19 protein-coding genes, 1 tRNA gene and 2 pseudogenes are annotated in these 23,682 nt (G+C 58.2%); 7 read left to right on the forward strand and 15 right to left on the reverse strand.

What is annotated here, in order from left to right:
- Positions 1 to 36: 36 nt before the first annotated feature.
- Complete coding sequence (locus tag PSQ90_RS04950; RefSeq protein ID WP_282212315.1) at positions 37 to 492, reverse strand: Lrp/AsnC ligand binding domain-containing protein; 456 nt, start codon at positions 490 to 492, stop codon at positions 37 to 39.
- Positions 493 to 620: 128 nt separating this feature from the next.
- Here PSQ90_RS04950 and putA point away from each other — a divergent pair, with 128 nt between their 5' ends.
- Positions 621 to 4,199 (forward strand): bifunctional proline dehydrogenase/L-glutamate gamma-semialdehyde dehydrogenase PutA, encoded by a 3,579-nt coding sequence (gene putA / locus PSQ90_RS04955; RefSeq protein WP_282212316.1) that lies wholly within the window; start codon positions 621 to 623, stop codon positions 4,197 to 4,199.
- Here the strand turns inward: putA and PSQ90_RS04960 are convergent.
- The 6 genes and pseudogenes from PSQ90_RS04960 to rpmH form a co-directional block, all read right to left on the reverse strand.
- Entirely contained in the window at positions 4,196 to 4,903 is a 708-nt protein-coding gene (locus tag PSQ90_RS04960; protein ID WP_282212317.1) for a polysaccharide deacetylase family protein, read from the reverse strand. The two genes, putA and PSQ90_RS04960, sit on opposite strands and share 4 nt — an antisense overlap.
- A gap of 254 nt (positions 4,904 to 5,157) precedes the next feature.
- Positions 5,158 to 7,000, reverse strand: a pseudogene (gene recQ, locus PSQ90_RS04965) (DNA helicase RecQ).
- Between the two features lie 109 nt (positions 7,001 to 7,109).
- Positions 7,110 to 7,769: a ribosome biogenesis GTP-binding protein YihA/YsxC gene (gene yihA, locus PSQ90_RS04970; RefSeq protein WP_282212318.1), complete on the reverse strand. Its 660-nt coding sequence runs from the start codon at positions 7,767 to 7,769 to the stop codon at positions 7,110 to 7,112.
- Between the two features lie 107 nt (positions 7,770 to 7,876).
- Positions 7,877 to 9,724 (reverse strand): membrane protein insertase YidC, encoded by a 1,848-nt coding sequence (gene yidC, locus PSQ90_RS04975; protein WP_282212319.1) that lies wholly within the window; start codon positions 9,722 to 9,724, stop codon positions 7,877 to 7,879.
- Positions 9,721 to 10,122, reverse strand: a complete 402-nt coding sequence (gene rnpA, locus PSQ90_RS04980; protein WP_282212320.1) for a ribonuclease P protein component — start codon at positions 10,120 to 10,122, stop codon at positions 9,721 to 9,723. The genes yidC and rnpA overlap by 4 nt, the downstream gene beginning before the upstream one ends.
- A 23-nt stretch (positions 10,123 to 10,145) precedes the next feature.
- Positions 10,146 to 10,280 (reverse strand): 50S ribosomal protein L34, encoded by a 135-nt coding sequence (rpmH, locus tag PSQ90_RS04985; RefSeq protein ID WP_282212321.1) that lies wholly within the window; start codon positions 10,278 to 10,280, stop codon positions 10,146 to 10,148.
- A 256-nt stretch (positions 10,281 to 10,536) separates the two neighbouring features.
- Here rpmH and PSQ90_RS04990 point away from each other — a divergent pair, with 256 nt between their 5' ends.
- The 4 genes from PSQ90_RS04990 to PSQ90_RS05005 all read left to right on the forward strand — a co-directional run bounded on the left by PSQ90_RS04990 (position 10,537) and on the right by PSQ90_RS05005 (position 13,661).
- Complete coding sequence (locus PSQ90_RS04990; RefSeq protein WP_282212322.1) at positions 10,537 to 10,998, forward strand: FAD-dependent oxidoreductase; 462 nt, start codon at positions 10,537 to 10,539, stop codon at positions 10,996 to 10,998.
- Positions 10,982 to 11,971, forward strand: a complete 990-nt coding sequence (locus PSQ90_RS04995; RefSeq protein WP_282212991.1) for an FAD-dependent oxidoreductase — start codon at positions 10,982 to 10,984, stop codon at positions 11,969 to 11,971. Before PSQ90_RS04990 ends, PSQ90_RS04995 begins: the two co-directional genes overlap by 17 nt.
- A 67-nt stretch (positions 11,972 to 12,038) precedes the next feature.
- Entirely contained in the window at positions 12,039 to 13,445 is a 1,407-nt protein-coding gene (locus tag PSQ90_RS05000; protein WP_282212323.1) for a sensor histidine kinase, read from the forward strand.
- A gap of 139 nt (positions 13,446 to 13,584) precedes the next feature.
- Positions 13,585 to 13,661: transfer RNA gene (locus PSQ90_RS05005), tRNA-Arg, on the forward strand.
- A 152-nt stretch (positions 13,662 to 13,813) separates the two neighbouring features.
- Here the strand turns inward: PSQ90_RS05005 and PSQ90_RS05010 are convergent.
- The 6 genes from PSQ90_RS05010 to PSQ90_RS05035 all read right to left on the reverse strand — a co-directional run bounded on the left by PSQ90_RS05010 (position 13,814) and on the right by PSQ90_RS05035 (position 19,768).
- On the reverse strand, positions 13,814 to 14,704 hold the full coding sequence (locus PSQ90_RS05010) for an alpha/beta hydrolase family protein (protein ID WP_282212324.1): 891 nt from the start codon (positions 14,702 to 14,704) through the stop codon (positions 13,814 to 13,816).
- A 94-nt stretch (positions 14,705 to 14,798) separates the two neighbouring features.
- The gene (locus PSQ90_RS05015) at positions 14,799 to 15,527 is read right to left on the reverse strand and encodes a ThuA domain-containing protein (RefSeq protein WP_282212325.1); all 729 of its coding nucleotides are present in this window, start codon (positions 15,525 to 15,527) and stop codon (positions 14,799 to 14,801) included.
- Positions 15,528 to 15,543: 16 nt separating this feature from the next.
- Entirely contained in the window at positions 15,544 to 16,614 is a 1,071-nt protein-coding gene (locus PSQ90_RS05020; RefSeq protein ID WP_282212326.1) for an ABC transporter ATP-binding protein, read from the reverse strand.
- A gap of 3 nt (positions 16,615 to 16,617) precedes the next feature.
- Positions 16,618 to 17,514 carry a carbohydrate ABC transporter permease gene (locus PSQ90_RS05025; RefSeq protein WP_282212327.1) on the reverse strand — a complete coding sequence of 299 codons (897 nt, stop codon included), beginning with the start codon at positions 17,512 to 17,514 and terminating at the stop codon, positions 16,618 to 16,620.
- A gap of 2 nt (positions 17,515 to 17,516) precedes the next feature.
- The gene (locus PSQ90_RS05030; RefSeq protein ID WP_282212328.1) at positions 17,517 to 18,401 is read right to left on the reverse strand and encodes a carbohydrate ABC transporter permease; all 885 of its coding nucleotides are present in this window, start codon (positions 18,399 to 18,401) and stop codon (positions 17,517 to 17,519) included.
- A gap of 68 nt (positions 18,402 to 18,469) precedes the next feature.
- A complete protein-coding gene (locus PSQ90_RS05035) occupies positions 18,470 to 19,768 on the reverse strand; it encodes an ABC transporter substrate-binding protein (RefSeq protein ID WP_282212329.1) in 1,299 nt (432 codons plus the stop codon).
- Positions 19,769 to 19,967: 199 nt separating this feature from the next.
- Here PSQ90_RS05035 and PSQ90_RS05040 point away from each other — a divergent pair, with 199 nt between their 5' ends.
- Positions 19,968 to 20,972: a Gfo/Idh/MocA family protein gene (locus PSQ90_RS05040; protein WP_282212330.1), complete on the forward strand. Its 1,005-nt coding sequence runs from the start codon at positions 19,968 to 19,970 to the stop codon at positions 20,970 to 20,972.
- Between the two features lie 23 nt (positions 20,973 to 20,995).
- Positions 20,996 to 22,006, forward strand: a complete 1,011-nt coding sequence (locus PSQ90_RS05045; protein WP_282212331.1) for a LacI family DNA-binding transcriptional regulator — start codon at positions 20,996 to 20,998, stop codon at positions 22,004 to 22,006.
- Positions 22,007 to 22,012: 6 nt separating this feature from the next.
- Here the strand turns inward: PSQ90_RS05045 and PSQ90_RS05050 are convergent.
- Positions 22,013 to 22,450, reverse strand: a pseudogene (locus PSQ90_RS05050) (IS3 family transposase); the annotation flags it as partial.
- A gap of 151 nt (positions 22,451 to 22,601) precedes the next feature.
- Positions 22,602 to 23,678, reverse strand: coding sequence for an ABC transporter ATP-binding protein (locus tag PSQ90_RS05055; RefSeq protein ID WP_282212332.1), 1,077 nt, complete (start codon positions 23,676 to 23,678; stop codon positions 22,602 to 22,604).
- Positions 23,679 to 23,682 lie beyond the last annotated feature (4 nt).

Below are 23,682 nucleotides of genomic sequence, written 5' to 3' on the forward strand. Positions count from 1 at the left end.
ATTGCCAAAAACCGTGGTAGCGCAATAGCCCAACGTTCACCCTTCCTTGACTGCCTCCATCACGACAAAAGTCGAGGTGTGGGCAACATGGGGCAAAGCCGAGATTGTTTCGCCCAAAATCTTGCGATAGGCAGCGATATCGGTGGAGCGCACCTTGAGCAAGTAGTCGAAATTGGCCGCCATCATGTGGCATTCCTCAATCTGGGCAACGGCGGCAACCGCGCGATTGAAATCCTTGAGTGCTGCCGAACGACTATCGGATAGGCTCACCTGCACAAAGGCAATGTGCCCCTCGCCCAACCGAAGCCGATCAATGACAGCGCTATAGCCTTTGATCAGGCCATCAGCCTCCAATCGGCGGACCCGGGCCTGCACCGGTGTTTTGGAAAGGCCAACCCTCTCGGCCAACGCTGCCATCGACAGACGACCGTCAATGTGGAGAGCCTTGACGATATTTCTATCAATACGATCCAAATCGCCTGCATTAAGCATTCATACAACCCATTTTGGTCAATTATACGCCAAATTATAGTCCAATTGCGCCACAAAGGCGATACTAATAGTTCGATCGTTTAGCCACAATTTGCGCTATCATGGCGCGTCCGCAAAGGGAGATCGCCATGTCAGACCGCCTCAGCCTAGCTCGCGCCACCATGCGCAGTCATACCATTGTTGATCGTGATGAAGCGATTGCCCGACTGTTGGTGTTGGCAGATCTGAGCGAGACGACGCGTGAAGAGATCTCGGCCGCGGCTGCGCAATTGGTGCGACAGGTGCGCGGATCATCCAGTCCCGCGCTTATGGAAACCATGCTGGCTGAATATAGTCTTTCAACTGATGAGGGCATTGCCCTGATGTGCCTGGCCGAAGCGCTGCTGCGCGTGCCTGATGCCGACACGATGGACGAGTTGATCGCCGACAAGATCGTTGATCACGACTGGGGCTCGCATGTCGATCACTCCGGTCCGCTGCTGCTTAATGCCTCGGCCTGGGCGCTGATGTTGACCGGGCGGGTCTTGAGTGATGGGCAGATGCAGATCGGGCGTACGCTGCAGTCCATGGTGCGACGTCTTGGCGAACCCGCCATCCGTGGCGCTGTTTCGGCCGCCATGCGGCGCATGGGCAGCCAGTTCGTCCTGGGTCAGACCATCAAGGAAGCGCTCAAGAATGGCGCCGAAAACACGGCAGCCGGCTATCTCTATTCGTTCGACATGCTGGGGGAGGCCGCGCGCACTGACGCCGATGCGTTGCGCTATCATCGTGCCTATGCCGATGCGATTGTTGCGCTGGGCAAAGTTGCCAAACAGGATGATGTGCTGGCCAATCACGGCATTTCGGTCAAACTTTCGGCACTGCACCCACGCTACGAATATAGTCAGCGCCCGCACATGCTGCCGGTCCTCTGCGACCGCCTGCTGGCGCTTTGCATCGCGGCAAAATCGGCGCGCATAGCCCTGAACATTGATGCGGAGGAAGCCGACCGCCTGGATCTCAGCCTTGAGGTTATTGAAACCGTTCTGTCCAACCCTGAACTTGCGGGCTGGCACGGCTTTGGCGTGGTGGTTCAGGCCTATGGCGGGCGGGCTCCCGATGTCATCGATTGGCTTGACGTCTTGACCGAAAAGCTAGACCGGCGCATCTCGGTGCGGCTGGTCAAGGGTGCTTATTGGGATACAGAGATCAAACGTGCCCAAGTGCTGGGCCTGCCCGGATTTCCAGTCTTTACCGCCAAGGCTGAGACTGATCTTTCCTATATGGCCTGTGCCCGCAAGCTGTTAGGGATTGGCCCCCGGATATTCCCGCAGTTCGCAACGCATAATGCCCACACGATGGCGGCGATATTGGCGATGGCGCCAGACCGCAGCAGTTTTGAATTTCAGCGACTGCATGGCATGGGCGAAACGCTGCACGAGATCGTGCATGATGGCGAGCAAACGCGTTGTCGCATTTATGCGCCGGTTGGCGCCCACGAAGACCTGTTGGCCTATTTGGTGCGACGACTGCTCGAAAATGGCGCCAATTCGTCCTTCGTTAATCAGATCGTTGATGAGGCCATTGCGCCCGAAGCCATCGTTCAGGATCCGATTGCGCGGATCATGCGCCCGTCGCGGCGACCGCCCCTAGCGCTGCCAAAAGATATTTTCGGTTCGCGGCAGAATTCACGCGGGTATGATCTGGCCGATCTGCTGATCCTGGATGAAATTGAAGTAGCGCGCGCGCCATTTGCCGCGCCGCACCAGTGGACATTCGGCGCGGGCGATCAAACCATCATCAATCCATCAGATTTTTCCGACACTGTCGGTCGGGTAGGATTTGGCGAAGTCAGCCATATTGATCCATGCGTCAGCCGAGCGCTTGGTTTTCAAAAGACATGGGAGAGCCGCAGCAGCTATGAGCGCGCTGGCATTCTCAATGCCATTGCCGAAAGTTATGAAGCCAATGCGCCCGAATTTTATGCGCTGTGTGCGCGCGAAGCAGGCAAGTCGCTTGCCGATGCCGTCGGCGAAGTGCGCGAAGCCGTCGATTTTCTACGCTATTATGCAGCCGAAGCCATGGCGGAGCCGCCGCGACCGGCCCGTGGGGTGATTGTTTGCATTTCGCCCTGGAATTTCCCGCTGGCGATTTTTACCGGCCAGATCGCAGCTGCATTGGTGACCGGCAATGCCGTTATTGCAAAGCCCGCCGAGCAGACCAATCTGATTGCCAGCCGTGCCGTTCAGCTGATGCACGAGGCGGGCATTCCGATCGATGTATTGCAGCTGTTGCTCGGAGCTGGGGAAACCGTCGGCGCGGGTCTGGTGGCCGATGCGAGAATCAACGGAGTGTGCTTTACCGGCTCGACCGGGGTGGCCAAATCGATTGCGGTCCAATTGGCCAAAACCGCGGCGCCGGACACATTGCTGATCGCTGAAACCGGCGGGCTCAATGCCATGCTGGTGGATTCAACCGCCCTGCCCGAACAGGCGGTGCGCGATATCGTTGCCTCCGCATTCCAGAGTGCTGGACAACGCTGCTCGGCATTGCGGCTGCTCTATGTGCAGGAGGATGTCGCTGACAAGGTAATGGAAATGCTCAAGGGCGCCATGGAAACCCTTTCCGTCGGCAATAGCTGGGCGCTGCAGACCGATGTGGGGCCAGTTATCGACGCCGAAGCCCGCGATGGCATTACCAATTATTGCGATACGCAGGCCAAGACCGGGCGGGTGGTTGCGCGCTTGCATGCTCCCCAGAACGGCAATTATGTCAGCCCCACTATCGTGCGGGTTGATGGTATTGACGATCTCGAACGCGAAATTTTTGGACCGGTGCTCCATGTTGCAACCTTCAAGGCCGAAAATATCGACGCAATCATCGACGATATCAATGCGCGGGGATATGGGCTGACCTTTGCTCTTCACACGCGGATCGATGATCGAGTGCAGCAGGTGGTGGATCGCCTGCACGTTGGCAATTTCTACGTTAATCGCAATCAGATCGGCGCTGTGGTTGGCTCGCAACCCTTTGGTGGTGAGGGACTGTCCGGCACGGGTCCAAAGGCGGGTGGGCCGCTCTATCTCCCCCGATTTGGCCATGCGTCCAAGCTGGCGCAGGGTGATCACGAAGTGACCCCTTCAGGGACGATCAGTCAAATAGAAGTGCCAGATGCCACTGTCTGGTCAGCGCGATCGGATCGGATTTCCCGCCTGCGCGCCTTGCTCCGTGGTAAGGGCGAGCGGGCGATGGCGGTGAGCGCGGCAATGGACATGGGGCCGATTGATCTGCCCGGTCCCACCGGCGAAGCCAATAGCTTGCGCCTTGTCGGACGCGGTACGGTTCTATGTCTCGGGCCACACCCCGACGCGCTACGAGCGCAAGTGGTGATGGCATTGGCGGTCGGCAATGGCGTCGTTGCGGTTGGCCCAACCGCTAGCGACGTCCTGCGCGGGCTCAAGGCCGCCGATGTTCCTCTAAGCATAGTGGATGGTGTTATCGATATGACGCCACTGCGGATCGCCCCGATTTCTGCTGTTGCCATTGAGGGAAACGATACGATGGTTGAGAGCATCCGGCAGGCTCTAGCAGATCGTGAAGGTGCGATTATCCCCGTCATTGCAGGCCTTGATCCAGCCGCTTATGTGCATGAACGCGCCTTGACCGTCGACACCACCGCAGCCGGGGGCAATGCCTCTCTCCTCGCCAGCATGGACGGCGCGGCTTAGTGGGAAGCAACGACCTCCAATTGGGACAAAACGTCGGCTACAGGGCAGATACGCAGATCTCGATAGCGCAGCAAATCGACAATTTCCGCAAAATAGCGCGGTGAGCACCCCAGTGCGCTGGGGTGCCTGCGTACATCATGGGTGACGAAAATCAACCACCCGCAAGTGCGTTCGACTTCGGCGAGCACTGTCAGGATGGTGCCGCGCGTTGAGGAGTTGCCAGCCAACTCATGGATCATCAGCTGTGTTGGATCGATCAGGCCATGATTGATGCCTGTTCTGGTGCCACGCATGCCAAAAAAGCGGTCAGATAGAGCCAGGCGATCAACGTTCGGGAGTACGTCAGAATCATAGGAACAGGTTGGCGGCAGGTTGGAGCCAGGCAGGCTCTCAAGCATTGCCAGATTGTCCCCAAAACTGCCGCCATTCGCACTGGTGGGGTCAATAAGCAGACCTATCTGGTGGCCGCGCCAGGCCAGTTGCTTGGCCAGTTCCAAAGAGGCGAGTCCATCGGCACCGGTCGACGATGCTGTGAGCGGGTCGGACAGGTAAAATGTTGCCGCTATCCCGACATCTTCCAGGATAGGGGCAGCGTTACGGGCAGCCGATCTGGCAAAGCCATCAAAGCTGAAACTCACTGTGGGTTGAGCAAGGCGATATTGAGCATTATTGCCGACCGCCGTTCTGCCATTGCGGCCGCGCAATGATGGCTCAGTCGCGTCAACTGTAGAGCCGCCAAGTGGCGACGAACTCGATCCCAGCCTATCTTTCTTTCCTACCGCCACTCGAAATCTCAATGTCTATCTGAATGTAAATTACGAGATTTGCTAGCATCCAACGTCTGAATTACGAATTTGATTTCATCAACGAAGTTAATTCGCTGAACCAATATTCAACAAACAACAAATGTACTTAAGTATATTCACCCACGGTAGAGATAATGATACACTGATAAAAATCAAACCGACGCAGGTTGCGCGGCCAGGATGGCCAAAAAGGCGTCGCCGTAACGTTCAAGCTTGGCCTGCCCAATACCAGGAATTGAGAGCATATCCTCAGGTGTTTCGGGCCGCGACTGGGCCAGCGCCCGCAGGGTGACATCCTGAAAAACGACATAGGGCGGCACGCCCTGTTGGCGAGCGATGCGCAACCGCTCGGCCCGCAGGGCGTTGAAGATCGACATCACTGACTCGGGAAGTTCGATGGCTCCGGCAAGTTGGCGGCGCACTTCGGCAGCTTTTCGGGGACGATCCTTACGCAATATGACGGTTTGTTCGCGTTTGAACACGGCGCGGGCCCCCTCCCCCAATTTTAGCGCACCATGGGCAGTGTGATCGACCTGGAGCAGGCCCAGTGCTGCGAGTTGACGATAGACAGACTGCCAACTTCGCGCATTGAGATCCTTGCCAGCCCCAAAGACTGCCTGCTGGTCGTGGCCAAAGCGGGTGACTTTTTCGGTCGGCTTGCCCATCAGCACCTCAATAAGATGGGCGGCACCGAACCGCTGACCGGTGCGATAGGCGCAGGCCAATGCCTTGATCGCAGCTTCGGTGCCATCCCAACTGGCGACGGGCGAACGGCAGGTATCGCAATTGCCGCAATTGGTGGGGTAGACTTCGCCAAAATGGGCAAGGATTGCCTTGCGGCGGCATTGGGTGGTTTCGCAAACACCCAACAGGGCCGTCAGTTTGGCGTGTTCAACACGCTTGATTTCCTCGGGGGCATTGCCCTCCTCGATCATGCGGCGGCGCTGGACCACGTCGGCCATGCCATAATTCATCCAGGCATCGGCCGGTTGGCCATCGCGGCCGGCGCGCCCGGTTTCCTGATAGTAGGCCTCAATGGAAGCGGGTAGATCCATATGAGCGACATAGCGCACGTCGGGCTTGTCGATACCCATGCCAAAGGCGACCGTGGCAACGAGGCAAAGATTTTCCTCACGCAGGAACGCATCCTGATTGGCGGAGCGCACAGTGGCGTCCATGCCGGCATGATAGGGTAACGCCCGGATGCCCTGCCGATCCAGCCAATCAGCGATATCCTCGACCTTGGCGCGCGACAGGCAATAGATGATGCCGCTATCACCCTTGTGGCGTTCGAGGAACCGCAGCAATTGCTGACGCGCATTGTCGCGCTCTATAATCTCGTAGGAAATATTGGGGCGATCAAAGCTGGTCTCAAAAACGCGCGCGTCACCAAGGCCCAACCGCTCGATAATGTCGGCGCGGGTAACGGGATCTGCCGTAGCCGTCAAGGCAATGCGCGGCACACCGGGAAAGAGTTCGGTCAGCTTGGCCAGATCGCGGTATTCGGGGCGAAAATCATGCCCCCACTGGCTTACGCAATGGGCTTCGTCGATTGCGAACAGGGCAATTTGAAGACCCTCGAGCATCTGGCGAAATCCGGGCGTGGCGACCTCGTTCGGGAGCGACATAGAGTAGATCCAACTCGCCGCGCCGCAGTTGCTGGCGAACGTTTGTCGCCTCTTGACTGGTGAGCGAGGAATTGAGTGCAGCAGCGCTGACGCCAGCCTGACGCAAGGCTTCGACCTGATCGCGCATCAGGGCAATGAGTGGAGAAATCACGATGCCGACGCCAGCGCGACAAATGGCGGGGATCTGGTAACAGGCCGATTTTCCGGCGCCGGTGGGAAATAACACAACCGCGTCTCCGCCATCGGTCAGATGACGCACCACCTCTTCCTGCTCGCCCCGAAAGGCGGCATGGCCAAAGACATTGCGCAAAACCTCGGCGGGGTCTCTTGGCGCAAAAGCCGGCGCGGAACTGCCGGAATAATTCATGGTGTTGTCCCAGCCCGGGGCGCGACTCAGTGCGCCCAAATCAATGATCTCTTGGACCATGATTGCGGGGCGTGACGCAAGCGCGTCTGCCCCGGGAGCGTGGAACGGATCAGCTTTGCAGCAGCAGTGCTACTTCGGTGCGCAAATCGCTCAATCCATCGCCCTTATGGCTCGACGTGATGATGATATGGGGGTGAGCGGCCGTGCGTTTGGCAACTATCGCCTTGGTCTGAGCGACCACTTTTTCAAGTTCGGGGGCCAGCAGCTTGTCGGCCTTGGTCAAAACGATCTGGTAGCTGACAGCGGCGCTATCAAGCTCGTTCATGACTGTCATGTCGTTTGCCTTGGGGCCATGGCGTGCATCAACCAGCACATAGACGCGGCGCAGAATGGCGCGGCCAGTCAGATAGCGGTGGATGAGTTTGGTCCAGGCGCGGACCTTGTCTTCGGGTGCCTTGGCATAACCATAGCCGGGCATATCGACGATGCGCAGCGGCTCAGTCTCGCTTTCGAAGATGTTGAGCTCCTGGGTGCGACCCGGCGTATTGGAGGTGCGGGCCAGCGACGAAGTGCCCGTCAAGGCGTTGATCAGCGATGATTTACCGACATTGGAGCGTCCGGCAAAAGCGATTTCGAGCCGATCGGGCTCCGGCAAATCGGCAATGGACACACACCCCTTGATGAAGGCGAAGGGGCGAGCGAACAGCAGGCGGCCAGCCTCGAGCACATCGGGTGAATAGTCGATCTTGGTCATGACGGATTGGCTCATTGCTTGGTTGGCTCAGATCTAGTGTCGCGCGAAAATTGGTCGCTCAGAAAAACACTGCCCGCCGGAGGGCTCCAGCGGGCAATAGCATGATTGGCCTTAAATGGCGATCAGGGCTTGGGTTCAACCGCTTTTGGTTTGCGCTTGAAACTGTCGACAATGTTGCCGAACAAATTCACCTCGGCCCCGTGGCGCTTCATGATGAACCATTGCTGGGTGACCGAAAGCGTATTGTTCCATGCCCAGTAGATCACCAGACCCGCGGGGAACGTGCCCAGCATGAAGGTAAAGATAATGGGCATGAACGAGAAGATCATGGCCTGGGTTGGATCTGGTGGCGGCGGATTGAGTTTCATCTGGATCCACATGGTAAAGCCCATGATCACCGGCCAAATACCCAGATGCAGGAAGTGTCCGATTACCGGCAATACCGTCGGATCCCATGCGATGAGGCCGAACAGGGTGAAAATGTTGGTGGGATCGGGCGCCGCCAAATCCTGAATCCAGCCAAAGAACGGTGCGTGGCGCATCTCAAGGCTGATGAAGATCACCGTATAGAGTGAATAGAACACCGGAATCTGGATCAGCATTGGCCAACAGCCGGAAAGTGGATTGATCTTTTCGCGCTTGTAAAGCTCCATCATGGCCTGTTGCTGGGCCGGGCGATCATCTTTGAAGCGCTCCTGCAAGGACTTCATTTCCGGCTGAACGCGGCGCATGGCGGCCATCGACGCGTAGGAGCGATTGGCCAGTGGAAAAAATAGGGCCTTGACCAGAACGGTCACGCACATCACGGCGACGCCGAAATTGCCGATGATCGAATAGAGGAAGGTCAAAACCTTGAACATGGGCCAGGTCAGGAAGTGCAACCAGCCCCAATCGATCAACAAATCAATGCGATCAAAGCCATATTGATCCTTGTAGGCGGACAGGACTGCTTCTTCCTTGGCGCCCGCAAACACATGGCTTTCATCGGTGGCGATTGCCCCCGGGGCAACGGTTACGGGCGTGGTTTCGACATAACTCGACTGATAGATATCCTTGGTACCGCTAGGATTGGACCAGGAGAACCGCGCATTGATCGGCGCGTCGGGCTTGGCGAGCACGGCGGTCGCCCAGTACTTATCGGTAAAGCCCAGCCAACCCGTCGTATTGTCGAGGTCGACCTGTCGATCCTTTTGCATATCCGAATATTTCTTGGAAACCAGATTGTTGGATCCAAGAACGCCAGCAGGGCCTTCGTGCTGAATAAAGAAATTTTGCACGTGAGGCGTGTCGTGGCGCGCCACACGAGCGTAAGGATAGAGGGAAACCGTCTCACTGCCGTAATTTTCAACGGTCTGGGTGACAGTAAACAGATAGTAAGCATCAACGGCGAAGGTGCGGCGGAAAATAAGGCCAGCCCCATTGTCATAGCGCAGCGTAACCGGGGTTGCCTCGGTCAGCGTGACGCTGCTGCTTTCCACTTGCCATTGCGTGGTATTGGTCGGCACCGCCACATTGGTGCCATTGGTTGGCACCCATCCCTGCTCGATGAAATAGGCGTTGGGCACACCGGCAGGGGTCAAAAGCGTAATGATCGGGGAAGTTGGATCAACCGTTTCGGTATAGTTTTTCAGTTCCAGATCATCAAGGCGGGCGCCCTGCAGATTGATCGACCCTTTGAGGTCGGGGGTGTCGATGGCAACGCGCTGGGTTGCAGCAATCGCCGTTGCTCGGTCAGGATAGGTTTCATTGCCAGTGACGGGGGCAACGGCGCCGGGTTCACCAGTAGCCGCGGCGGCCGCAGTTGTCGCAGGCACCGAAAGCGCGGCATCAGCTGCGACCTGCTGTTCGGCTGCGATCTTGGCCTGCTGCTGGGCTCGCTCCATTTGCGGCCCGGCCACTAGAAACTGCCAGCCAAACAGCACCGCGATGCTGAGGACAATGGCCAGAATTACGTTGCGATTATCTGTCATGATCTGTTGTTCCGCTCGCCTTTGGCACGCGTCGCGCCAGGTCTGGCTGAATTGGGTTTGGCCGTGTGAACGCGAGCAATTGCCTGCGAAACATCCCTGACCAGACGGGAGAAAGGCTCATTAAGCGCCTCCCGGCGCCCGACCAGCACATAATCGTGGCCAGCTACAAAGTCACTGGCACACATCGTCACGGCGGCGCGCAAACGGCGCCTGATCCGGTTACGCTCAGGCGAATTGCCAGTTTTCTTGGTGACGGTGAAGCCCACGCCCGGTGCCTCATCATCCACCGAAACTGACTGCATCCCAAACGCAGGACGCCCGGCGCGATTGCCCCGGGCAGCCTTGACAAACTGAGATCGCTGCTTCAACCGGCGCAAAGCGCCCGTGGCTGGTGCCAAGGCCGCCATCCGGCCGGGAAGCCTTAAGCCGAAAGTTTCTTGCGGCCGTCGCGGCGACGGCGGTTCAAAATGGCACGACCGTCCTTGGTGGCCATACGCGCACGGAAACCGTGACGACGGGCACGCACGAGCTGGCTGGGCTGATATGTACGTTTCATGACATCAAACCGCGCGCGGCACGGTTCCTCTTTTTGCTCTGCTTGCGCAAGAAAATCGCTTTTATGCATCGCGAAAACTCGGACGCATTGCGGGTTGGCCGGTGTATATGAAAAAGCTCATGCCAAGTCAACGCTTGGTGTGCACCGTTTAGTGATGCCAGCCAGTTTGTTGCGCCTTTTACCGCCCCGACGTTGTTTTATGGCGTAGACAGCCCCATAACAGTCAAAACCAAACCCTTCCCCAGACTGCACAACCATGCCTGAATATCTCAAACCCGACATCTGTATCATTGGCGGCGGCGCCGGCGGCCTGGCCGCAGCCCGCAAGGCACGGGCCCTGGGGGCATCGGTTGTGCTTGTGGAAGAAGGCAAGATCGGCGGCGACATCAATCTTGGCAGCGTACCCGCACAGGCCCTGATTGGTGCAGCAAATCGCGCCCATATGCTGCGCACGTCGGGCGACTTTGGCATCGCCAACGACGAACCCAAGCTCAATTTCCGTGGCATTCAGACCCATGTCAATTCGGTTATCGAAGCGGTTTTGCGCGTTCAAGGCACCGAACAACTTGCCAGCGATGGAATCGACGTGATTTCAGCCGAAGCAAGATTTGTGGACAAACGCACAGTACAGGCCGGGAACGCCTTGATCTCGCGCCAAGCGTTTCATCATCGCCACGGGGTCAAAGCCCGCCATCCCCGAAATAGCCGGTCTTGGTGATATTGACTATTTTACCACCGACACGATTATTTCAAATTTCCGCAAATTGACCCACCTGCTGGTCATCGGCGGCGGGCCTGCGGGTCTGGAATTAGCTCAAGCATTTTGTCGCCTCGGATGTACGGTCAGCCTGATCGAAAAGAGCACTGTGCTGCGCTTTCATGATCGCGAACTGGTCGACATCGCCTTGCGAGGGTTGCGGGAGGAAGGCGTTGACATTCGTGAGCATAGCACCGTCAGCCAGATCGAGGCACGCAGTCAGGGCATTGGCGTCCGGATCACCAATGAGGCGGGCGACGAACAAACGCTCGATGTTTCTCACGTGTTGGTGGCAGCGGGTCGTCATGCCAATATCGAAGGCCTTGATCTTGGGCTGGCACGGGTCGCCACGACCGGGGCGCTGCAAAAGCGGGTGCGGCTCAACAGATTTGGTGGGACCAGCAATTTTCGCATTTTTGCTATCGGCGATGCGGCGGGAGCACACGCGCAATTGCCCGAGATTGAGCATCAGGCAACCATGGCCATACACCGGGCCCTGTTGGGCAGGACGGCTGAACAGGCACCGTTAGTGGCGCGTACCGTCTATACAGACCCTGAACTGGCCGAGGTGGGCATGACCGAAGCCGAGGCAAAAAAACGGATCGGCAAAGGGTATCGTCTGGTGCGGTGTGCCTTTTCCGATAACCGCCGCGCGCTGGCCATCCGACAGACGTATGGCGTCGCCAAAATGGTATGTGCGCCAAACGGGTCCATTGTTGGTGCCAGCATTGTAGGACCGCAGGCGAGCGAGTTGGTTGCCCTGTTTTCAATGGCGATAGCGCAAAGATTGAACGCACGCCATTTTGAGAAACTGACGCCCGTCAATCCAACGCTAAGCGAGATCCTGCAGCAATTGGGCACGCAGTATGGTCGCGACAGGCCGCTTGCCCGATGGATCAGGCCAATCATGGCAATCAAACGGGCGCTGCCGTAAAAGTGGGGCTACGCAAGGGCGCATATCCTGCCTATAATGGCTTGAAATGACAATGAAACCGCGCCCCATGCCAAATTTTCTTTCCGGGCTTTCAATCAAGCTGATGGCCACAATCATTGTGGTGATTTTGACCGTGGAAGTGGTGATTTTTTTGCCCTCAATGGCCAATTTTCGCGCCAGTTGGCTCGAAGACAGACTGCGCGTGGGTGTGGTTGCTGCGCGGGTTCTTGATGCTGTCCCTGATGTCATGGCCCTGCCCAGTGCGCTTACTGATCGATTGCTGATATCGGCGGGAGCCGATGCGATTGTCTATCGGCGGGAGGGCCAAAGCCAACTGATCGAGAGGGACGGCACCAAACCGCCTGAAAATGTGGTTGCTGCCGATATGCGCCGGCGCGATTTTGCCACGCTGATGACCGGGGCGATCAATACACTACTCAGCGATGGCAGCCGCACGCTGCGCATTGTGGGCGATGGCGACATGAGCGATAGCTTGGTTGAGCTCTTGATGCCGGAGCGGCCACTGCGTCGCGACCTGCTGGACTATTCACGCAATTTCTTCATCATCTCCTTCATTATCGCGGCTATTACGGCCGTGGTGCTTTACGGGGTTGTCAGCGTGCTGTTTATCGCCCCAATCAGGCGGGTTACCCAAAACCTGATCGGCTTCCGCCAAGCCCCTGAAAATGCCACCTTGATTATTTCGCCGTCGACCCGGCGCGATGAAATCGGCATTGCCGAGCGCGAACTAGCCGCCATGGAAACAGACCTGTTCTCCATGCTGCGGCAGCGGCGGCACCTGGCAGATCTGGGGCTAGCGGTTGCCAAGATCAATCATGACCTGCGCAATACCTTAACCTCTGCCCAATTGCTTTCAGATCAGGTGGCAACGCTGGATGACCCCAAGGTGCAAAGACTGGCGCCCCGACTGGTGACAACGCTCGACAAGGCAATCGGCTTTGCCCAGTCGGTGCTCGACTATGGCCGGGAAAGCGCTATGCCTCCAAACCCCACACCAACCAATCTCGGCACCCTGCTCGACGATGCCGCATTCGATGCAAGCCTTGTCGGCCACCCCACCATTTCCTTTACCAACCAGACCCCGGCAGCCCTGGTGCTCAATATCGATGCCGATCAGTTCGGACGGATATTTACCAACTTGTTCAAGAACGCCCGCGAAGCGCTCGAAGCCAGCGCCGGCAAGACCGCCTCCCCAGCCGTGATGGCAGAAGTCAGGCCCGATGACAGCGGCCTGTTCATTACCATAACCGACAATGGCCCGGGACTACCGCCGCGCGCGCGCGATAATTTGTTCGTTGCTTTTGAAGGTTCGGCGCGCTCCGGTGGTACAGGTCTGGGTCTTGCTATCGCACGCGAATTGACCGAGGCCCACGGCGGCACGCTCAATCTTGTCGAACAGGTGCAGGGCACGCGGTTTGAAATTTTCCTGCCCGCCTCGCTCAAACTGCCATAAGAATTCGATCATTGTGATTTTAACGTGCCAGGGCGCTTGCAATGGCGACATTGCCCATGTATGGGTTGCCCCGCTTCACGCTGAGAGCGCCTACAACATTGGCGCCAATCGTGAACTGGCTTGGGCAACCCAGCCACGCGCGCCCTTAGCTCAGCTGGATAGAGCACCAGACTACGAATCTGGGGGTCAGGAGTTCGAATCTCTTAGGGCGCGCCATTCTCGAACAAAAGAGAGAACTGCAGATGAAGAAGTGTTTTCTCTTGGTGTCGGTACCAAATCGAGACCGCCCGCGGCAAATATAGCGGAGCTGTTAGCGCAGTCCGAAAAAGAAGGGCGCATTTCGCCAAAAGCCTGGCATCATTGAGCGCCTAGAGCCACGCGCGAAAAAAGGTCAGCATTGCGTCACGCATGGCTGGCGTTTCCTGGTGCTTGATCCCCGATTCGATTAGTAGCGCCAGCCGATCCGACGCATCGTTGGCCGCATAGAGCGCCGCCGTCTCGGCAAATGCGCGATCAATGGCGAGCGGGGGTGTGAGCGCATCGGCCTCGCCCACGCAAATGAGCTGCGGGCGCGGCGCGATCAGTCCTGCGATTTCACCGGTCGAGGTCTGGTTGAGCAGTCCCGGCACCATGAGATACATGCCGTGCCCGTCCTGGCCGCCCAAGGCGACGAGCGTTTCGTAGTCGCAATAGCAGCAGAGGTGCGCCAGCGCCGCGATGCGGGAATCAATTGCAGCCAACCAGTAACTAAGCGTACAGCCCATCGACATGCCAAAGGCGCCAATGCGGGCCGGATCGACGTCGGTGCGTGAACTGAGATAGGTCAATGCCGCCGCGTGATCGGAGAGCATTTCCCCGATCAGCGACTTGCCGTACCAGAGCAGTCGTTTGGCCGTTGCGTTTTCAGTCTCAGTGGCGCGCAAGCCGAATATCGGCATGTCAATGCACAGTGTTACATAGCCTTGCGCGGCAAGGACCGGCCCGAGCGGACGCAGCAGATATTCGCGGCCCCACAGCAGTTCATCGGCGCCGATATCGTAGCGCCCGCCATGCGAATGACCATAAAGAATAGCCGGCAACAGCCCGCTGCTGGTGCGCGGCCGGGTTAACAGACCGCGCACCTCGCCTTTGCCTTCCAGCCGGAAAGTCAGGCGCTCAAGGATATGATCGCCACGGTCCTCGATGCTGGTTTTGACAAGCGATATGGCAGGTTCGTCAACGCCAAGCAGGGTGCGCAAACGCTTGGGGGTGATGCTCATTGGGTTGTCCTCGTGCAGCCGCGATCAAAATATGTGTCACAGCTGAGCGAGATTTTCACCTCTCCATGGGAGAATAAGAACTTCCAGACCCATCCTAGCGGTGAATCGGTTCCGCGCGGTGCCAGTTGTCAAGCTTCCGCGCGCCTGTATGGGCGCGCATCGCCCATTCGATGCCATTGCCGATGACCTTGTGCACCATCGGGTTGTGGTAGATTGGGAACGTCTCATGCCCCGGGGAAAAATAGAAAATGCGGCCCAGACCGCGATTGAAGGTCAGCCCCGAGCGGAACACTTCGCCGCCCTTGTACCAGCTCATGAAGACGATCTCGTCGGCAGCCGGGATATCGAAGGGCTCGCCGTACATTTCGGACTGCGGGATTTCAAAGAACGGCGGCAGGCCTTCGGCGATCGGGTGGTTGGGATTGGTTACCCACACCCGCTCCAGATCCCCCTCGGGCAACTCGCGCCACGCCAGATTGCAATTGGTACCCAACATGCGACGGAACATTTTGGAATGATGGCCCGAATGCAGCACCACCAGCCCCATACCGGCCAAGATGCGCTGCTGCACCCGGTCGATGATCTCGTCCTTGACTTCGTCATGGGCAACATGTCCCCACCAGGTCAGCACGTCGGTGCGGTCGAGCAGGTCCTTGGTCAAGCCTTGTTCGGGATCATCGATGCAGCGGCGTTCAATGGTAAAATCACGATCGGTCAGGCCCGCGGCCAACGCCCCATCCATCCCATCGGGATAGATCGCAGCGACCGGCGGGTCGTTTTTTTCGTGGCGACCTTCGTTCCAGATCGTCAGGCGAATAGTCATCGATGGTCTCCGTAAGTCAGCCTGGAATGGCGCGGTTTTGGGTATCGAACAGGTGGAAGGCCTGGTGGTCCATTTTGAGGTGGACCACGTCGCCGGGCCGCGCGACCATGTCGCCAGCCAGACGGACCAGCAGGGAATCGCTGCCCTGTTGAACATTGAGATAGGTTTCGGCGCCGAGCCGCTCGACGATGACCACCGTGGCGTCGAAATCGGCATCGGTGGACGAGTCGACCAAGCGAATGTCTTCGGGGCGAATACCCAGGGACACGGGTTGCCCGACACTACCGTCCAAGTTTTGCCCCAGCAGCGGAGCCGACCAGCCGGTACCGACAAAGCGCGGTCCCGCGTCAAGTCTGCCAGCGATGATGTTCATGCGCGGCGAACCGATAAAGGTCGCGACGAACGTGCTCTCCGGATGACGGTACAATTCGATCGGGGCATTCCACTGGGCCACTTCGCCTTGATTCAGCACCACGATCTTGCTGGCCATGGTCATGGCCTCGACCTGATCGTGTGTGACGTAGATGATGGTGGGCTTGAGTTCCTGATGCAGCTTTTGCAGCTCGGCCCGCATCTGCACACGCAGTGAAGCGTCGAGGTTGGACAGCGGCTCGTCGAACAGGATCACGCGGGGCTGCTTGATGATAGCGCGACCGATGGCGACGCGTTGACGCTGGCCACCGGACAGCGCCGCTGGGCGGCGGTCGAGCAGACTCGACAGTTGCAGCAGCTCGGCGACGCGCCCCACTTCACGAGCAATATCGGCCTTGGGGATTTTCTTGAGATCCAGTGAGAAGCCGATATTTTCAGCCACGGTCATGTGCGGATAAAGCGCGTAGCTCTGGAAAACCATGGCGATGCCGCGCTGGTCCGGGGGCACGTCGTTGATGCGCTTGCCGTCGATCAGCAGATCGCCGTCGGTAATGGACTCAAGGCCGGCAATCATGCGCAGCAGGGTGGACTTGCCGCAGCCGGATGGCCCAACGAGCACAGCAAAGTCGCCGTTGGCAACTTCAAAGCTTACCCCCTTGACCACCTCGACGGTGCCAAATGACTTGCGGACATTGCGAAGGGAAATGGTGGCCATGATCTATCCTTTGACCCCACCTGCGAAGGTCTGTACGAGGAAGCGCCGTGAATAACTGAAGGCGATGATGGCGGGCAGCGTGTAGAGCAGGGCCAACGCGCACAAAAAGCCATAATCGACATCATTTACCCGCAGGAAGGCGCGGAATAGTCCGATCGGCAGCAATTGCAGCTCCGCTGAGGAAATAAAGGTCAACGGCATCAAGAAATCGCCCCAGGCTGCAATGAAGGTCAGCAACGCCGCGGCGCCTAGCCCCGGCAGCGCCAGTGGCACCAGGATGCGGCGGATGCGCTGGAACACGTTGGCACCATCCATGATGGCAGCCTCCTCATAATCCTTGGGTACCAGATCAAAAAAAGTCTTGATGATCCATAGCGCCAACGGCAATTGCAGCGCCGCCATCACCAGGATCAGCCCGAGATAGCCATCGACAAAGCCGACGATCTGCATTGTCGGCCGTACCCAGTCGGCGGGCACGATGGACTGCACAAAACCGCGCATGACATTGTTGGCGGTGAGCATCACCTTGTAGAGCGGCACGATCAGCGCTGTCGGTGGCAGCACCCGCACCAGGATGATGGCGTAGAGGAATGGTCGTTTCCACCACGCATTGGTACGGCTGAGCGCGTAGCCGCCCAACCCGCCCACTACCACCACCACCGCCGTGGCGCAGCCGACCACGACCAGTGAGTTGAAGAACCAGCGCCCGCCATTCTCGGTGGTGAATATCTTGACGAAATGGGTCTCCGTCAGGCCCTGCGGCAGTTGCAGGAACTGGCGTGCATTGGGATCGACCGAGGCCAAGAACACCCAGAGGAACGGCAACAGACAGAATATTGTGAGCAAGAACAGGAAGCCATAGGAGGTGGCTTGCGCGCGGGAGAATTTGCGGATGACCATGGCTATACCTCGACCTTCAGGATGCGCACATAAAGTGCGCCGAGCAGGGCGGAAATCGCCAGCATCACCACCGCAACCGCCGAACCGAAGCCGAGCTGATAGGCGGTGAAGGACTGGTTGTAGATATAGATGCCGATGATTTCGGTCGCCCCACCGGGTCCACCTCGCGTCAGGGTATAGATCAACCCGAAAATGGCGAAGGTGCCGACCGTGGAAACTAGCATGTAGAGAAAAATCGTTGGCCGGAGCAGCGGCAGGGTAATGCGCCAGAATATCTGCCGGGCCGTGGCGCCGTCCATGCGCGCCGCCTCATAAACATCGGCGGGGATGGCGGCCAGGCCACTGGTCATCAGGATCATGGCGAAGGCGATACCGCGCCAGGTATTGACGACGATTATCATCAGGAGCGGCGCCGATTGTAGCCATTGCTGACTCGGCACGCCGAGCGGGGCAAGCACTTGGCTGAGTGTGGAATGTTCGCCTCCCGCCAGCATGGAAATCCAGATGAAGCCGGCGACCACTTCGGGTACCGCGTTGGGCAACAGGATCGCAGCCATGAACACCTGCCGGAACGCCAGTGGCCGGTTAAGCGCAACGGCGGCGAATAGCCCCAGCACAAACTGGCCGATAACAGAGGAGCCGATGACGAAGACAAAAGTTACGAACAACGAGTTCCAGAACCCGCCATCGGTAAACAGCCGGACATAATTGCGCGCGCCGACGAAACGCGGATTGAGCGCAGCTGCTCCGTTGAGCGCCTCATTGGTGAGACTGAGCCAGATGGCGGTGCCGGCGGGAATAAGCACGAAGGCGATCAGCAGCACCAGCCCCGGTAACAAGAGCAGCCGGTTTTGCCAGGCGAGGCGCGCTTCATATGTCATGGCCATGGCGGGTCACCCGTCACCAAGAGAAAAGAAGGCGCGCCGAAACGCGCCTTCCCAGTTGGGGAGGAGGATTACTTGACCATCTCGTCACCAAGCAGATTCCTGGTGTAGTCGATCAGGATCTGCTGGGCACCAGCGGCGTCGGTTTCCTTGCGCAACAGTGCTTCGGTGGCGCGGGCAAAACCCTCTGACACAGCAGAGAAGCCCTCACCAGACTGCAGATAGGTACCGCTCTCGGCGTTCTGCAACACCGGAACGAGTTCTGGCAGGGCCTGAAAATCAGCATTGTCTAGCGCGTCGCGCCGTGCCGGGATATTGCCCAGGCGCTTGGCATATTCAACCGTTGGCTGCACCGCAGAGAGTTCGAGCAGCACCTTGGTCGCCATCTCGGTATCGGCGCCTTTGGCGTTGACCATCCAGATGCTCTGGCCGCCCACTGTCACCGTGGAGCCGCTACCATCCTCGTTGGGGACGGCCCAGGTGCCGACAGCGTCGGTCACGTCGGGAATCGGGTTCTTGCTCTCCGGGCCCCAATCATAAATATAGCACCAGGAGCCGCAGGTCGTGGCGACTAATTCGCCCGCCGGAAACATCTCGTATTTGGGGATGACCCAGGGCTCAGGCCCAAGCAGGGGATCAATCGGCATCAGATCTTCGTCGATGAGGGTCTTGTAAAAATCCAGCACATCGGCAATGCCCTCGCCGGTGAGGTCGAGTGTACCGTCGGCGTTCAAAATCTGAGGCGTCGAGGTGCCGACCAGCATCAGCATCACGCCCTCATAGAAGGCACCACCGCCCCAAGTCGTGCCGGCGGGCAGCAGCAGGCCATATTTGCCGGTCTTGGCCTTGATCTCACGGACACGGTCGAGCAGTTCGGCCCAACTCTTGGGCTGGTCGGTGGAAATGCCGGCGGCGTCCAGGACATCGCGGCGATAATAAATCTGACTAACGCTCAGCATGGAATCGAGCTGATACATCTTGCCATCCGGCATCGTCGACAACCGCTTGACCACATCGAGCAGCTCGGGATAGCCGTCCCAACTCTGCACCGCCGCCGTAATGTCGGCGACATAGCCCGCCGCAACCAGATCTGGCACGTCCGCATCATTATTGGCGGTGAACAGGTCGGGCGCATTGCCAGCGCCAAGCTCGGTCAACAGTTTTGAAAAATAGTCCTTTTCCGGGGCGGGATATTCGACGACTTCGATATCGACGCCCAGCTTGGCTTCAATCGCAGGAATTGAAGCATTGAGGGCGTCGATCCTCGCCTGGCGGTGTTCAGCAATCCGGATCGTTGCAGCCGAGGCGCTGCCTATGGCGAGCGCGAGAATGGCAAGGCTGCAGCCTGTGCGCAACATGGCGAATTTCATGGCATTCCTCCCTGTGGCAGCATTGGTGCCGCCAATTTGTTTATATCACGAACATAAATGTACACGTTTACATTCCAAGAGCAAGATTGAATCGAACATTTCTTCCATTTTGTGAGGAATTGGCATTTTTAGATCGTTTTAGCATTTACGGCGTAATTCTTCATCGTGTACACGTTACCGCAAACTGGAGGAGACCAAGATGGTTTTGCGTTTGGGTGTGATCGGTGCCGGCCTCAAGGCGGCGGACTACGCGCGCGGCTGGGCGGCGATGGATGAGGTCAAAATCGTCGCTACAGCGGAAGTCAGCGCGGTGTCACGGCAGCGCTTCGGCGACGCCTGCGCGGCAGCGGGCGCGGCGCGGCCGATAGAATATCAGGATGCCGAAAGCATGCTGGGGGCCATGGCGGGCCAGATGGACGCGGTCTATGTGTCCACCCCGCACGTATTTCACGGCGCCAATGCGTTGGCGGTGATCGAGGCCGGTTATGACCTGCTGCTGGAAAAGCCAATGGTCACCACCGTCGAGGAGGCGCTGGTACTGGTCGAAGCTGAAAAACGCACTGGCCGCACTGTCGTTATCGCATTCCAAGGCGGGCTGTCACCCCTGGTCCACGACACCAAGGAGCGGGCGCGGCGCGGCGACTTTGGAGACCTGGTAAGCGTTAACGCCTCGATCTGGGAAGGCTGGGCCAAGAATTATGCCGGCCAGTGGAAGCAGGATCCAGAAATTTCCGGAGGCGGCTTCATGTTCGATACCGGTGCCCACATGATGAACACCGTCTGCGTGCTGGCCGATAGCGAGTTCGTGCGCCTCTCGGCGTTCACCAGCAATCGTGGGCTCAGGGTGGACCTTGCCAGCGCGGTGGCAGCGCGCCTCGCCAATGGTGCCCTGGTAACCTTCAACGCTGCGGGCGAAGGCCCTCCAGGATGCGCTTCGGCGATCACCTTCTTTTATTCGAGGGCCATCGTGCGCATCGATGCTTGGGGGAAATGGCGCGAAATCATGGTTGATGGCGTTTCCGAACCGCGCGAAGAGAGCGAAATTACCGATACCCCGATGCACACTTTCCGGGCAGTGCGGGACGGCCAAATGCCCAATCCCTCCACTGTCGCCAATGGGCTGCGGTTTGCCCGGCTTTGGGATGCCATCAAACTTTCTGCGTCTCGCGATGGCGAGGCAATTGGGATAGAGGACGCGCGCTGATCGGGGCGCAAGGAGGTACTGGCATGCGGCGCAAGGGGCTCACATCGGTTGAACTGGCAAAGCTTGCCGGTGTGTCCACGGCAACAGTGTCGCGCGCGTTTGCGCAAGGCTCGCGCATCAAGGCGCAAACCCGTGAGCGCATCCTGACTCTCGCCGACGAGCATGGCTTTCGCCCCAATGCCATGGCGCGTTCACTGCACAGCAACCAGTCGCGTCTGGTTGCGCTGGTAGTCAACACTATCGCCAACCCCGCTGAAGGCGAGGGTCTCACACCACTGATACACCGATTGCAGGCCATGGAACGGCTCCCCCTGCTGCTGTGCTGTGCCGACCACGAAGATCGCGCCCAACTCATGCGTGTCGTTTCGACCTATCAGGTCGACCATGTGGTGCTCTATTCTGACGCGGTTTCAATCGATGATGTGACCAACATCTTTCGTTCTGCCGTGCCGATCATTGCATCGTGTGAGCCGCTTAACGGCCGGGCGGTTTCCGAGGTGCGGATCGACTCTGCGGCCGCATCCCGCGAAGTCACCACCTATCTGGTCGAACAGGGGCACCGGCATTTCGCCTATCTGTCGGGGCGCAGCGCCAGCCATATCGATATCCAGCGCAAGGGCTGGTTCGCCGTTGCCCTCAAGGATTACAACCTGGCAATCGACAGCGCCGGACAGGGCGATTATACTTATGAATCGGGATTTCGGGAAGCGATACTGATGCTGCGCCATATGCGGCCCGACGTGATTGTCTGCGCCAACGATCTGATGGCAGTGGGGGTCAAGGACGCAGCAACCCGGCTCGGCATCCAGGTGCCTGAACAGTTGGCCATTGTCGGCCATGATGGGGTGGAACTCTCGCGTTGGGATTGCAATTCCATCACCACTATCATGCCTCCACCTGGATTGGTCAGCGATGCGTTGATCGAAGTGATTGCGCAGAGCCCAAACGCGCCGCCATTGCGGCGGACCATTACTTGCGAGGTCCGCTGGGGCCACAGCACTGGCGAAATCCCCCGCCGCGACTTGGCCCGGTAGCGGGAGGAGCCGGTCCAGCGTGCGTTTTGCAGGCAGGTGCGACTGCTCGACGAGATTGATGATCTTGAGTTTTTCAAATGCGGGATACCTCATTTGATATCTTCCCCATCCGCGATCAGACATTTTTTGAGCAGGTGTTTTCCAGCCCAGATCAGCAACGCATTCCTTCAACACACCGGGCCCAGATCCTTGACCTCATCACTGGTGGCAACGCGCGCAGAGTCGCCTGCCAGGTGCCACTTGCCGGTTTCCAGGAACTCCTCGACCAAGTGTAATAAGGTCCTGCGCGATGCCGTGCTTTGCAGCGCAGCTCGGCAATGCCGTCTTCGCCGCGCAGACCCCCGGATCTTGTCTTCGGCTGCAAAAAGTGCCGTCGGGTTGCACGGCGAATGACTCCAACACCTACTTGGCGGGCTTTTTGGTGTTCGAGGATTTGATGGTCATCTTGGTTGCTTCGTCATAGCGACGAGACCAAAACCCTCCTTAAATCTCAACCACAAATCTGGGACACAGGTGCTGACGGGAACGGCATGTAGCCTAGTATTCTTGACCGATGGCAATCGCTCCGGCGGGGTTGCAAAAATCGAAAATACGCCTAGCGGAGGCGATTGCCATCGGCATCAAAGACGCGGATGTCGTCCGTGAGAAAGCGAGCGGTGACCGTTTTAGTTTCCGGGTCGCGCTGGCCGCGCTGCTCAACGATCACCTGTTCGCCGGAGGGGCCGCGGGCATAGACGTACCGGGTTCCGCCAAGCTCCTCAACAACATCGACCGGCAATTCCATGGTTGTGGCATTGCCTTCCTGTCGCTCCATGTGTTCAGGACGAATGCCAATGGTGATCTGCTGATCGTTGCCGGAAAATTCGCTAATTTCAGGCAGTGGCATGCTGATGTCGCCGGCAAGCTCGGCCTGAAGCGTGCCATTGCGTCGGACAAGTTGGGCGGACAGCATGTTCATTTTAGGCGATCCCAAAAATCCTGCCACGAAGATATTGTTGGGATCGCTATAAAGATCAATCGGGCGACCGACTTGCTCGATACGTCCAGCGCGCATGACGACGATCTTGTCGGCAAGGGTCATGGCTTCGGTCTGGTCGTGGGTAACGTAGATCATCGTGTTGCCCAAACGCTCATGGAGCTTGGCAATTTCAACACGCATCTGCACGCGAAGTTCGGCATCCAGATTGGAAAGTGGTTCATCGAACAGGAAGACCTTGGGATTGCGCACGATCGCACGACCAATTGCAACGCGTTGTCGCTGCCCGCCAGACAGTTGGGCGGGTCTGCGCGCAAGTAATTCTTCGATCTGCAGAATCTCGGCGGCCTCGTGGACGCGCCTGACAATATCTGGTTTGGGGACCCCCGTCATACGTAGCCCAAACCCCATGTTCTGTTCTACCGACATATGCGGATAAAGGGCGTAGGACTGGAACACCATGGCCACACCGCGTTCGGCCGGGTCGACATCGTTCACGACACTGCCATCGATGGAGATATTGCCATCGCTGATTTCCTCAAGCCCGGCGATCATGCGTAGCAGAGTAGATTTGCCACAGCCGGACGGGCCGACGAAAACGCAGAATTCGCCATCGTCAACACTGAGGTTCGCACCATGCAAAACTTCCAGTTCGCCATAGGATTTGCGAGCATTTTCGAGTTTGATGATCGACACATGA

The sequence above is a fragment of the Devosia rhodophyticola genome, from assembly GCF_028816475.1.
Taxonomy (GTDB): domain Bacteria; phylum Pseudomonadota; class Alphaproteobacteria; order Rhizobiales; family Devosiaceae; genus Devosia; species Devosia rhodophyticola.